Annotated in this window: 14 protein-coding genes and 1 pseudogene; 9 read left to right on the plus strand and 6 right to left on the minus strand. The window is 43.0% G+C overall.

All coding sequences use genetic code 11. The features are described 5' to 3' along the window. Positions 1–15: 15 nt before the first annotated feature. Positions 16–1,200, minus strand: coding sequence for a pentaheme c-type cytochrome TorC (torC, locus tag R2S67_RS07185; protein ID WP_006742852.1), 1,185 nt, complete (start codon positions 1,198–1,200; stop codon positions 16–18). Between the two features lie 50 nt (positions 1,201–1,250). Continuing rightward, on the minus strand, positions 1,251–1,430 hold the full coding sequence (gene torE, locus R2S67_RS07190) for a trimethylamine N-oxide reductase system protein TorE (protein WP_005378141.1): 180 nt from the start codon (positions 1,428–1,430) through the stop codon (positions 1,251–1,253). Between the two features lie 462 nt (positions 1,431–1,892). Here torE and R2S67_RS07195 point away from each other — a divergent pair. Both R2S67_RS07195 and R2S67_RS07200 read left to right on the plus strand, forming a co-directional pair. Further along, positions 1,893–2,706, plus strand: a pseudogene (locus tag R2S67_RS07195) (ABC transporter permease). A gap of 366 nt (positions 2,707–3,072) precedes the next feature. After that, positions 3,073–3,198, plus strand: coding sequence for a hypothetical protein (locus R2S67_RS07200; protein WP_254903806.1), 126 nt, complete (start codon positions 3,073–3,075; stop codon positions 3,196–3,198). Between the two features lie 83 nt (positions 3,199–3,281). Here the strand turns inward: R2S67_RS07200 and focA are convergent, their stop codons facing one another. After that, complete coding sequence (gene focA, locus R2S67_RS07205) at positions 3,282–4,142, minus strand: formate transporter FocA (RefSeq protein WP_005393324.1); 861 nt, start codon at positions 4,140–4,142, stop codon at positions 3,282–3,284. 299 nt (positions 4,143–4,441) lie between these two features. Here focA and R2S67_RS07210 point away from each other — a divergent pair, with 299 nt between their 5' ends. Then, a complete protein-coding gene (locus tag R2S67_RS07210; RefSeq protein ID WP_005378148.1) occupies positions 4,442–4,675 on the plus strand; it encodes a TIGR02647 family protein in 234 nt (77 codons plus the stop codon). A 36-nt stretch (positions 4,676–4,711) separates the two neighbouring features. Here the strand turns inward: R2S67_RS07210 and R2S67_RS07215 are convergent, their stop codons facing one another. After that, positions 4,712–5,170, minus strand: coding sequence for a PACE efflux transporter (locus tag R2S67_RS07215; RefSeq protein WP_317342984.1), 459 nt, complete (start codon positions 5,168–5,170; stop codon positions 4,712–4,714). Between the two features lie 89 nt (positions 5,171–5,259). On the opposite strand from R2S67_RS07215, the gene R2S67_RS07220 reads away from it, so the two are divergent. The 3 genes from R2S67_RS07220 to R2S67_RS07230 are packed head-to-tail and all read left to right on the plus strand — an operon-like array spanning position 5,260 to position 7,623. Further along, positions 5,260–6,138, plus strand: coding sequence for a LysR family transcriptional regulator (locus R2S67_RS07220; RefSeq protein ID WP_005390908.1), 879 nt, complete (start codon positions 5,260–5,262; stop codon positions 6,136–6,138). Positions 6,139–6,160: 22 nt separating this feature from the next. Next, a complete protein-coding gene (locus R2S67_RS07225) occupies positions 6,161–6,988 on the plus strand; it encodes an NAD-dependent epimerase/dehydratase family protein (protein ID WP_161445668.1) in 828 nt (275 codons plus the stop codon). Continuing rightward, positions 6,985–7,623 (plus strand): YdcF family protein, encoded by a 639-nt coding sequence (locus R2S67_RS07230; RefSeq protein WP_301571424.1) that lies wholly within the window; start codon positions 6,985–6,987, stop codon positions 7,621–7,623. Before R2S67_RS07225 ends, R2S67_RS07230 begins: the two co-directional genes overlap by 4 nt. A 61-nt stretch (positions 7,624–7,684) precedes the next feature. On the opposite strand, the gene R2S67_RS07235 is transcribed toward R2S67_RS07230, so the two are convergent. Then, the gene (locus R2S67_RS07235) at positions 7,685–8,263 is read right to left on the minus strand and encodes a thymidine kinase (protein ID WP_005378154.1); all 579 of its coding nucleotides are present in this window, start codon (positions 8,261–8,263) and stop codon (positions 7,685–7,687) included. 87 nt (positions 8,264–8,350) lie between these two features. Beyond that, complete coding sequence (cysS, locus tag R2S67_RS07240; protein ID WP_317342986.1) at positions 8,351–9,733, minus strand: cysteine--tRNA ligase; 1,383 nt, start codon at positions 9,731–9,733, stop codon at positions 8,351–8,353. Between the two features lie 203 nt (positions 9,734–9,936). Between cysS and R2S67_RS07245 the strand changes: the two genes are divergently transcribed. The 3 genes from R2S67_RS07245 to R2S67_RS07255 all read left to right on the plus strand — a co-directional run bounded on the left by R2S67_RS07245 (position 9,937) and on the right by R2S67_RS07255 (position 12,542). Continuing rightward, positions 9,937–10,431 (plus strand): peptidylprolyl isomerase, encoded by a 495-nt coding sequence (locus R2S67_RS07245; protein WP_005390900.1) that lies wholly within the window; start codon positions 9,937–9,939, stop codon positions 10,429–10,431. Between the two features lie 60 nt (positions 10,432–10,491). Continuing rightward, positions 10,492–11,229 carry a UDP-2,3-diacylglucosamine diphosphatase gene (gene lpxH / locus R2S67_RS07250; RefSeq protein WP_006743038.1) on the plus strand — a complete coding sequence of 246 codons (738 nt, stop codon included), beginning with the start codon at positions 10,492–10,494 and terminating at the stop codon, positions 11,227–11,229. Positions 11,230–11,327: 98 nt separating this feature from the next. Continuing rightward, positions 11,328–12,542, plus strand: coding sequence for an EAL and HDOD domain-containing protein (locus tag R2S67_RS07255; RefSeq protein WP_005378158.1), 1,215 nt, complete (start codon positions 11,328–11,330; stop codon positions 12,540–12,542). Positions 12,543–12,577: the final 35 nt, after the last annotated feature.

A 12,577-nucleotide genomic window follows, 5' to 3' on the forward strand; every position in this document is an offset into this window, starting at 1 on the left:
CCAATCCGACGCTTATTAGTGGTGACCTTCAGCATAATCTGAAGAGTGTTTCTGTAGATACTTCAAGATCAGGGCTTCACTGTCTGTATCTAGGTTAACGAACGCCAACATACCGTCGAACATACCTGGCCAGGTGTTCGCATCGAAGTGCGCTTCCGCAGGTTGAGTGTGACATACAGAACAATTGGTCTTGTACGCTTCACGAGATTTTTCCCAAACAGGATTGATGTCGTTCAGCATAGACTCTTTCTTAATCCATACTTTCGCCGCGACTTTTTCCCAAGGAAGGCCTGTTAGCTCATCCACTTTTTTCTCGCCAGTCGTCACAATGTTGCTGTCTGTTGCTGCTTCTTTCATCAGAGACGCAGTCGCAATGTTCTTACCGAAGTCTTCTTGAATTACGCGACCGAAGCCTTTCGCTTTACGCCAGCCGTCGATTTCGATTTCAACGAACTCGCCTTTGTCTTCAAGAACTTTAACGGTCGATGCAGGATTAAGAAGACCGGCTTCTTTAGTGCCTTGTGCATCAAAGTAAATTGGTAGGTGACGAACACTCACTAGTTGCTGACCTACAGAGTAATCTGTATTTGAAGTCATACCTTCTAGGTCACCCACGATACCGCCGATGCTGTCCATACCTGCTGGCAGGTTATGCGCGATACCTTTATGACAGTCAACACAGCTTTGATCTTTCTCTGCTGCTTGCTTCATTTGGATACGAGCGGTTGGAGACATTTGCTCGAAATCCATCGATTCGTAGTTGTGACAGTTCTTACACTCTAAAGATTTGTTTGCCGAGAAACGATCCCATTCGTGTTTCGCAAGTTCGATACGACGCTCTTCGAACACACCAGGTTCATCGTAGTTGCCAAATACCTGTGCAAATACCTCTTTAGATGCCTGCATTTTACGAGCAATTTTGTCTGTCCAGTTATGAGGAACGTGACAGTCAGGGCAAGTAGCACGAACACCTGAATGGTTTTTCCAGTGAACCGTTTCTTGCAGCTCAACGTACACGTTGTCACGCATTGTGTGACAACTAATACAGAATTCTTCTGTGTTGGTTGCTTCTAGAGCGGTGTTAAAGCCACCCCAAAAGATAACACCAGCAATGAAGCCGCCCATAGTCAGCACACCTAGGCTGATATGTACAGCTGGGCGCGTCATGGTACGCCACAGTTTAATGATTAATGATTTCATTATTTGCTCTCTTAAAATCTTTTCAAAAGTGTGGTTATGAGCTCACAGGCTTACATGCCGTGCGCGCCTGGAGGTCCAAAGAAGAACACTTGCAACATCCAAACGATGAACCCGTAACCGCCGACAAAAGCCACACTCAGAATTGGGAAGAGAACAACTGCAATGAAGAGGAACGACTTCCACTCCAGGGAGCGTTTTTCACCACTCTCAATTTTATTAACATCACTCATACATTTGCCTATTTTGTATCTAGTGTTATTGAAAAGCCCGCGTAACCAAGCTTAAGTTTTTTACAATCTCTAATGGAAAATGTTAGACCATACTAATAGTAAGGTTCAATCAAATAAGAGCTCTCAGGCCTTGTAATTCAACACTTTTTTGAGCTCATCCAGAGATGTGATTGATTGATGTTATTTATTAAAAAACATGAACAGATGTGACAAAATAAGTCTTTTAACCAATTGTTAAAATGACAACATTTACCAAACATAAGTTACATTTGGATAGTAATTAACGGGTCATAAATTGGCTTAAAAACCCGTCAAAAGATAATCAATTGTGAATAAAATGATGCGAAATAATGACAAGAATAGCGCTAAAGGTTTACGTTGAGAACATCAAAAAATGCACATTGATGTTCATATAAAGGAGGAGCTTAGTTACAATTATTCGCGGATTTTCGAGGAGCGATTATGGATAGCGTGGTGGATATAAGTTGGACCAAACTGGCATTGTTTGGTCTGATTTTGTTGGTTCCCTTCTTTATTAATGCCCGCTACAAAATTAGGGATTGCGAAAGACACAATAATTAGTGTTATTCGTATGACACTTCAGCTCATATTGATTGGCGTGTATTTAGAATATCTTTTTCAATTAAACAGCTTACTTGTCAATATACTTTGGCTTGCCATCATGTTACTGATTGGCGCAAGCTCAATTGCAGGAAAAGCTCGCCTGCCTAAAAAGCCACTTATGCTTCCTCTTCTTACAGGCTTAACCTGTGGTCTAATTCCACTTCTTATAGCGATTACCGCAGGCCTAGTGCAGCCATCCCCTATTTACAACGCCCAGTACATGATCCCACTTGCGGGCATGCTATTGGGTAACAGCTTAAGTAGTAACATCATCGCACTGCAGAATTTATTTACGGCTTTTGAACAGAGACAATCAGAATACGAGGCTGCTATCTCACTTGGTGCCTCTCCTCGTTATGCATCATTCCCCTTCATTCAAGAGGCCCTTAGAAAGTCACTTGCTCCAACTTTAGCCTCTATGGCCACTACAGGGCTGGTTACCTTGCCAGGCATGATGACTGGTCAAATTCTAGGTGGCGCAAGCCCGATGGTTGCAATTAAATATCAGTTGGTGATTATGCTGGCTATTTTCGTCATGTTGAGTACCTCCGTCGCTATTACGCTGGAGATGACACTGAGCTGGGTACAAACGAAAGAAGGCCGGATCAAAATAAAAATCCAACAACCAGAACCTACCAAAACTCATAGATAGTTTAAGCGTGTGAACAAAGCCAGTGAAAGGGCTTGTATTATCAAGTCAAACGCACTTTTAACTGAATAACTCATTCATTCTTTCAACATTCATCAAGACGCTTTCTGGAGAAAAGTCAGACAGAATTCTCTCGAGTATAAGCCTCTAATTTTATGAAATTTTCTTTGCAAGTTTAGATACGCACGGCCTTTGAGACAGGTTATCCACAGAAAATGTGGATAAACACCCTAAACCCATACGCAACCAGAAACATAGCAACATAAGTGATCAATCTAATCGTCATGCTTTGATCACTTGCCTGACATATTCTAATTTTAGAGTAAAGATAGTGACCACAAACTTGGAGAGACGTACATGGATGTCTTAATGATCAAAGAAAATTACGATGAACTCCTATCCGATGCACCTCTGGACTGGCTCGTTCAAGAACCAAAGGAAGTGACTTCTCATTGGCTCCCAACCGATTTTGGCATCAATGAAGAGCTGATTTAACTCACTCGATTTGTGTGAAACTTATCGACACGAATAAAAGAAAGGCGAACCATTTGGCTCGCCTTTCTTTTATTCTTTTAGATTTATCGTAAATGCTTGTCTTCATCACGTAGATAAATCATCCAATACCACATACCAACGAATACACCGCCACCAATGATGTTCCCTATCGTTACAGGGATAAGGTTATTTACGATGAACCCCATCATGTTTAAGTCCGCATAGTTTGCAATATCCGCCCCTGTCATTTGCCAAAATGCTTCCGGTGCAAAATATTTGATTCCAATCGCCATGGGTACTTGGAACATGTTCGCAATACAGTGCTCGAAACCTGCCGACACGAACATAGCTACTGGCAGAATCATGACCGCTATTTTGTCAGTTAATGTACGTCCACTAAACGTCATCCAAACAGCAATACACACCAGCACGTTACACATGATGCCAAGCGCAACAGCAGCAAAGAAACCATGGTGCAATTTGTGTTGAGAGATCGCCATCGCGTTGAGGCCAACTTGGCCGTGATCAAACATATACTGCTTGGTGACCAACATGCATGCTACCAACAAAAGAGCACCAACCATGTTGCCGAAATAAACCACAAACCAGTTTTTGATGAGCGCTTGCCACGAGATCTTTCCACTCGCTCGCGCTACCAATGTTAATACTGAGCTAGTGAAAAGCTCACCACCTGTAACGACAACAAGAATCAAACCAAGGCTGAAGGCTAGGCCACCGATTAGCCTGGTAATACCCCATGGAAGGTCGCCTGCACCTGTTGTCACCGTGGTGTAAAAGATGAACGCAATACCAATATGAAGTCCGGCAGAAATTGCCAATAAAAAAGATTTGATCGGTGCTTTAGTTGCTTTACCTACCCCCACTTCAGCCGCGCGTTCCGCAGCCTGAGGCGGTAATAGTGAGTCAAACTGATTGAAGTTCATTGTGGTGTAACATTTAGAAACAATTAAAGAGGCGCGGATAATCGCTCCATTTTCCTACTTTTTCAAGCGCTATTTGACATGTTTACTAAAAATGTTGTTATCGAGAGATCAACCGATAAAGGTCAACTATCATTCGCAATCGTAACAATCATTGATACTTAACAAGTATTCTGCCTTTCGAACAAAGATCCTGCGTTATATCAGCCTGATAGCGCCATACTTAACACTTCTTATCGTTTAATGTTGCTCAACTCTTCTTTTCAGACTAGCTTGGTAAAAAAAGCGTAAAGGAATCATTTATGAAATATTCAGCTGAACATATCGCCGAATTGAACCTACTTCTTCAGTTCGACTTAAGTAGTGCTGCAACTGGTATTAAAGTTCATACAGACGCGTCAGAAGAAATGCAGGCAGCCGTTGCTCGTCTATACGAGAAGCAACTTTGTACACAGCCTGATGGTGGTTATTTAACAGATGAAGGTATTGAAGTCGCAGAGCATGCGGATAAGATTTTAAGAGTCCTTTCTGTGTAATTTGAACAAAAACGCCACCGAATTCGGTGGCGTTTTTTATTGGTCCCTGCATTTTGTTCCTGCCGAAACCTGCGGTGCTAATCGTTTTTTCATTTTGCTAAATGGCTGAACCTTGTCGTACAACCAATTAAAGCCCGTGGCATAAAATAGGAAGAACACTAGGAAGCCAGCTTCCAACACCAGAGCTTGAAGAAGCGTAATTTCTAAGAACCAAGCAATGACGGCTATAGAGATAAAGATCAACCCTCCCTCGAATCCAATTGTATGCCCAAAACGCATCGCTAAACTTCGCTCAGTTCGATTGCTGCCAAACCACTTATCAAAGTACAAGTTGTAGATGTAATTCCACACGACGGTATACATGCTCAACCCAATCCCAACCAACGCGAGATCACTCGATCCCTTTCCGGTGATCAATGAAGCCGCTGGCACAATGATCGCGAGTGCGATTAACTCAAAAAGTACTGCATGAAAAATTCGTTCGTTACGAGTCATATTTCTCTGTCCAAATAGTTCTACTCAATGCTTAGAATTTTATCTATTATTCAGATAACAAAAAGTTAGATACCATCGGCAAAAGCGATATGTTTACCATCGAACAACTGCAAGCTTTCATTGCTACATCAGAAACCGGATCATTTTCAGGCGCGGCAAGAAAACTGGGGCGAGCTCAATCCGTAGTCAGCCAACACATCATAAATATGGAGGTCGACTGTGGTGTTGATCTATTTGATCGCTCTGGTCGATATCCGAAATTAACCGAGAGTGGCCTCGCGCTCATACCTTATGCACAAGCGGCAATCAGCCAACTAGACCGATTGAACAACAGAGCATCACAGCTTTTTTCAACACCAACGAATAAATTGGTTTTAGCCATTGATGAAGGGATTCCTCTGACTCGCTTGCCCGACGTGCTAAAAAATTTAGAGCAACGCTTTCCACATTTGCAAGTTGAATGCTTAACAGCTTCAAGTCCGGATATCATTGAATTGGTCAAATCGGAGCGCGCCACTACTGGGATTATTTTGAGTGACTTACAAATGCCGAGACATATCGATTTCACTAATCTTGGTAACATTGCGTTCGATGTCTATGTCTCTTCAACGCACGCTCTAGCACAGCAACGCGTCACTCACATTGATCAACTCAAACAACATCGTCAACTGGTCATACGCTCCAAAAACGCAGAGCCATGTGGTCTCAATCAAGCATTCAGCCCGGATATCTGGTACGCTGATAACTACTATATTTTGTTGGAATTAGCGAATAAAGGGTTTGGTTGGTGCTTTCTTCCGGAGCATTTAGTCGCGTATTCACCGAACACACTGAAAAGAGTTGGGGATGATTTCACAAAGCTGGCTTGGCAAGTCAATGTTGACCTTATTCAACATCAGAAATGGCATTCAGATCCCCTCCATCAACAAGCCAAAGCAGAGCTGCTCAATCTATTCGAGCAGACATAAATAAGTAAGTAGGAAGACCCAAATGGCAAATACATTGATCGTAGGTGCAGGCTGGCTCGGAACTCCGCTAGCAGAAACTTTGATGAAAGACGGACACCACGTTGTCGTTACTCGTCGTAACCAAGCTCGGTTAAACGAGTTACCCGCTTCATTAACTCACTCCGCATTATTCGATTTTAATCAACTTAACGCGGCGAAACGGCTAGATGAGTTGCTTAAGCAACATCAAATTACTCACGTTGTCGGTGCTTTTCCCCCTGGTTTTCGTAAAGGACGCGGACAAGAATACGCCCAACAATGGCAAATGCTCGCAAACGCAGCAAAGCAAAACAACGTTGAAAAGCTCGTTATGATTAGCTCTACAACGGTGTATCCCAACCTAGCTTCAGATATGGAAGAAGCAGATGCGTCGCTCTCTTTAGCAGCCGACAGCCCTTATTTCTCTGACAATGCACGTATTATGCTGCAAGCCGAGCAGCATGTTATCGATTCTAATATTAGCTTCGTCATTATGCGTTGTAGCGGGCTAATTGGGCCAGATAGGCACCCTTCTCGCTTTGCAATGAGACTAAAACAAGTCAGTCGTAAAGCGCCTGCTAATATGCTTCATCAAGATGATGCGGTATCGGCGGTCAAATTTGCTTTAGATAATTTAAGTAACCAAGTTATTAACGTGACCACACCGCATACCGTCAGCAAGGCGGAGTTCTACCAAGCCGCTATAAATAAGAGCGAAAGTGAGATACCTCTTCCACCAGTCACAGAACAAACGGATAAGCGCATTCTCGCAGACAAGCTACTCTCACTTGGCTATCAATTTCATTTCAACTCAACTTTGGACGCGCTATGAAACTCTATCGACACATAGAAACACTTTGGGATTACATGCAACTCAAACATGAGCTGAAACCCGCAGACTGTTTGTTTGTGATGTGCAGTAACGATGTGCGTGTAGCAGAGCATGCAGCAAATCTGTACCACCAAAAGTTAGCGACTTTGATTGTATTTTCAGGGGGAGAAGGTCGTTTTACCGATGGACTGTTTGAAAAAAGCGAAGCGGAAACTTTTGCCGAAATTGCCAAGATGTCAGGTGTGCCCAGTGAAGCAATTTTGCTCGAAACTGAATCCACCAACAGTGGAGAAAACGTTCGCTTTACTGAGCAGCGATTGAAAGAAGAAGGAAAACATTGCTCATCGTTTATTCTGGTGCAAAAACCATTTATGGAACGCAGAGCTATAGCGACATTTGAAAAACAGTGGCAGTCACCCTACTCCCAGCTCCAGGTAAGCTCTACGGCTCATCCGTTTTTTGAATATATTAATGAAGACATGCCACTAATGATGGTGCTAGAAGCACTAATGGAAGATTTCTCTCGTGTAAAAAGCTATCCAGAGAAAGGATTTCAAACCGAGCAAAACATCCCTCCGCAGGTAGAATTATCTTATCAGTTTTTGCTAGAGAGATTTGGTTTTGACTTAGTCTAAGCCCTTTCTAGCAGACAACAAAAAGCCACCGATTACGGTGGCTTTTCTGTATTAATACGGATTATTTACCGAGTGCTTCTTTGTAATGCTGACGGCACACGGAGACATATTTGTCGTTACCGCCGATCGCAACTTGATCGCCCTCTTTAATCGCCACGCCATGTTCATCGGTACGAATAACCATATTCGCTTTGCGACCGCAGTGGCAGATCGTTTTGAGCTCAACCAACTTGTCTGCCCAAGATAACAGGTACTTACTGCCTTCAAAAAGTTCGCCTAGAAAATCGGTGCGAAGGCCATAACACAATACTGGAATATGCAGTTTATCAACAACTTCAGTAAGTTGGTAAACCTGCTCTTTCGACAAGAACTGACACTCATCAACAAGAATACAGTGACGTTTCTCAACCTCATTCAGAGCTGCGATCTCTTGATATAAATTGGTATCCTGACGAAACAAGTGTGCGTCAGATTGAAGACCAATACGAGAGCTCACTTTACCAACACCAAAGCGATCATCTAGTGCAGCCGTAAAAATAACTGGCGTCATGCCGCGTTCTTGATAGTTGAAAGAGGATTGAAGAAGCGTTGTTGATTTACCCGCATTCATTGCTGAGTAATAGAAATACATCTGAGCCACAGAGCATTACCTAAAGTTAAAGTTTTAATTTATGGAAATGGAAAATAAAAGGGCTGAATTATCAGCCCTTTAAAATTGAAAATTCAATTACTTACGACGCCACGTTGTGCCTTCTGGACCATCTTCCAGAACAATGCCCATTTCGGTTAGCTTGTCACGAGCCATATCTGCATTCGCCCAATCTTTCGCAGCGCGAGAGTCGTTACGCAGCTTGATAAGAGCTTCGATTTCAGCCACTTCATCATCGTTACCTGCATCACCTTTTAGGAAGGCTTCTGGATCTTGGTGAAGAATACCGATCACACCTGCTAGTTCACGCATAAGCGCACCTAGCTCGCTCGCTTTCTCTAGGTTTTCTGTTTTCAGACGGTTAACTTCGCGCGCCATGTCGAACAGAACTGAGTACGCTTCTGGCGTATTGAAGTCATCGTTCATCGCTGCTGTAAAGCGAGATACATACTCTTCACCACCAGCAGGAGCAGCATTTAGATCCAAACCACGTAGAGAAGTGTATAGACGCTCAAGCGAAGCGCGTGCTTGGTTTAGGTTCTCTTCGCTGTAGTTTAACTGGCTACGGTAGTGACCAGACATAAGGAAGTAACGAACCGTTTCTGCATCGTAGTGACCAAGTACGTCACGGATAGTAAAGAAGTTGCCTAGAGACTTAGACATCTTCTCGCGATCTACCATCACCATGCCACTGTGCATCCAAGTATTTACGTACTTAGTGTCGTGTGCACAGCATGATTGCGCGATTTCGTTTTCGTGGTGTGGGAACTGAAGATCAGAGCCGCCACCGTGAATATCAAAGTGATCACCTAGGATTGAAGAGTTCATAGCAGAACATTCAATGTGCCAGCCTGGACGACCAGGGCCCCATGGTGATTCCCACGTAGGTTCACCTGGTTTAGACATCTTCCAAAGAACGAAGTCTAGTGGGCTGCGTTTGGCTGTTTCGACATCAACGCGCGCGCCCGCTTGCAGCTGATCCAAATCTTGTTTAGACAGTTTGCCGTATTCGTCAAACTTGCGAACCTCAAACATTACATCGCCATTGTCCGCAACATAAGCAAAACCGCGTTCAATCAGTTTTTGAACAAGTTCGATGATTTCTGGAATAAACTGGGTTGCACGAGGCTCAATATCAGGACGCTTCATGTTTAATGCGTCGAAGTCTGCGTGCATTTCACCGATCAAGCGCTCAGTCAGTGAGTCACAAGACTCGCCATTTTCAGCCGCACGTTTAATGATCTTATCATCGATGTCTGTGATGTTGCGTACAAACGTTAGATCGTAACCTAGGTAACGAAGGTAACGTGATACCACGTCAAAGGAGACAAAAGTGCGACCGTGACCGATGTGACAGAGATCGTAGATGGTAACTCCACAGACATACATGCCGACTTTGCCAGCTGTAATTGGTTTGAATTCCTCTTTCTGTCTTGTGAGTGTGTTATATATCTTTAACATGATCTCTATCTATGATTGTGAATGAATAAAAGAAGGTCGAGTATATCAACTCCGACCTGGTTAGGTAATAGCAATTAACCGATAAAACGATAATCGGCTAAACTTCAAGCACAAAACGAAGAATTTCCTCTTCCTGAGTTTTTAATGCACTAGAACTTAGGCTAGAATCTCGGGCTCAACACAACACAGTAAAGGAAAGTAGCATGATCACCCTTCACACTAATTTTGGTGACATCAAGATTCAACTAAACGAAGAGAAAGCGCCAGAGACTAGCGCAAACTTCCTTCAGTACTGCCGCGATGGCTTTTACGACAACACTCTTTTCCACCGTGTTATTGACGGTTTCATGATCCAAGGTGGTGGCATGGAACCTGGTCTACGTGAAAAAGCATCACGTGCACCTATCAAGAACGAAGCAAACAACGGCCTAAGCAACAAAGTGGGTACACTTGCTATGGCACGTACTATGGAACCGCATTCAGCAAGCTCTCAATTCTTTATCAACGTAAACAACAACACATTCCTAGATTTCCGTAGCGAAAGCCTAGATGGTTGGGGTTACTGTGTATTCGGTGAAGTTGTAGAAGGCATGGACATCGTAAATAAGATCAAAGGCGTTAGCACTGGTTCTTACGGCATGCACCAAGACGTACCTCTAGAGGACGTAGTAATCACTGGTACAACAATTGAAGAATAATTCGTAAGAATTATTTCTAAGAGATAAGTTAATGGGGAGGCATCGCTTCCCCTTATTTCTATGACAACATTATTTATTTCCGATCTTCACCTCACCCCATCGCGTCCGGATATTACGGAATGTTTTGTGACGTTCATGCGAACAGAAGCAACGAAAGCCGATGCACTTTATGTATTAGGCGATCTGTTCGAGTTTTGGGTTGGAGACGATGACAAAACTCCTTTTGCCAATCAAATCCGTACAGAGTTCCAGCAACTAACAAAGACTGGCGTTCCTGTTTATTTCATTCAGGGCAATCGCGACTTCCTATTGGGAAAACGCTTCTGTAAAGAGACAGGCATTACATTATTAGATGAAGTTAGCCTCATAGACCTTTATGGTACTAAAGCAGTTATTCTCCACGGTGACACCCTGTGTACTGACGACATTGATTATCAAAAATTCCGTAAGACTGTTCATCAACCTTGGTTGCAATGGCTGTTTAATCACATTCCTTGGTTTATTAAGAAGAAAATTGTCTCAAAAGTTCAATCCGATATTCGTGATGATAAAATGAGCAAGCCTTTAGACATCATGGACGTCAATCAAAATGAAGTCGAGAAAGTGATGTCTCAGAATTGCGTCAACTTAATGATTCATGGTCACACTCATCGCCCGAATACACATTTTTTTGACGTCGATGGCGTTAAAAAGACCCGGATAGTTTTAGGGGATTGGTATACGCAAGGCTCAGTTTTACAAGTAAATTCTGATGGCTTTGACCTACAAACGAGACCATTCATACAGAATTTGCGTTAAGCATGTAGAGCGTGTAGAAGATTCACGCTCAAGTCGTAGATATTTTGTAAAAAATCGCTATTATCATAATACTAAGTTAAACAGAACGAAGTACCTAATTGAAGTATTCTTACGTAGCTCGCCAACCGATTCTGGATAGAGAAAAACGAACCATAGGTTACGAACTTCTCTTTCGAGACGGTCCTAAAAATACCTTCCCTGAAGTAGAACCAGAGCTGGCTACTAGTCGACTGCTATCCGACCATTTTTTGTCGACGCATTACAACACATTAGGGAACAAACTTGGCTTTGTTAACTTTCCGCATCAAAGCTTGGTGAATCTAGTCCCAACTCTGTTTCCCAAAGAGTCTCTCGTCATTGAAGTCCTTGAAGATTGTGAACCGACAGAAGAGCTGCTAGAAGCCATCAAGCACCTTCATGAGTGCGGATACAAAATTGCTTTAGATGATTTTGTGCCGACGAAGGCTTGGAAACGTTTTCTTCCATACGTTTCCATGATCAAGTTTGACATTCGACTCGTACCGATCAAGAAAGCCGCTATTTTTATTCAGGCATTAAGCCCATTTAAAATCGACTTTCTTGCTGAAAAAGTTGAGACCTATGAAGAATTTGAGCAAGCTTTAGAAGCCGGCTTTAACTATTTTCAAGGATATTTTTTCAGCAAGCCTGAGATGATCCAGAAAAAACGGTTGAACCCCGCGTTTCTTACCGTCATACAGCTGTGTAAAGAGATTGCAGATAAGCCCATCGACTTCAATGAGGTTGAACGTCTGTTTTCTATTGATGTGACGCTGTCATACAAGTTGCTTACTTACGTAAATTCAGGATATACATTAACGACTAAGATCAAATCGTTCAGACAGGCACTTATTTATCTGGGTGAAGAGCGACTACGACGCTTTATTTCCTTAGTTGCCATTGCGTCCGTTCAAGAAGATAAACCAGATTCTCTTTACTCCTTGGCGATTCAGCGTGCAAGAATGTGTGAACTGTTACTTAGTCAAATGAACACTAGGTATGACCCTGGGCAGGCTTTTTTGACAGGCATGTTTTCTTTACTCGGATCTTTGCTCGATCAACCGCTCTCGGATGTCATTGAAGATATCCCCGTTGACGAAGATATAAAACTCGCATTAACCAGTCGAAAAGGCGTACTTGGCCACTTACTTTCAATGACGATCGCCTACGAACAAGCAGACTGGGAATTAGCTGAGCGGTATTGCACCGTTCTTAAATTAACCGAGCCTCAATTAGCAGACGCTTTTAATCAATCTACCGAGTGGGCTCAAGAACTGCTGTCTCAAACGCCCTAAACCGCTATAATGCCTCACCTCCAGCCTCGCAATTG

This window comes from Vibrio sp. T13N, assembly GCF_032970445.1.
GTDB classification, from domain to species: domain Bacteria; phylum Pseudomonadota; class Gammaproteobacteria; order Enterobacterales; family Vibrionaceae; genus Vibrio; species Vibrio diabolicus.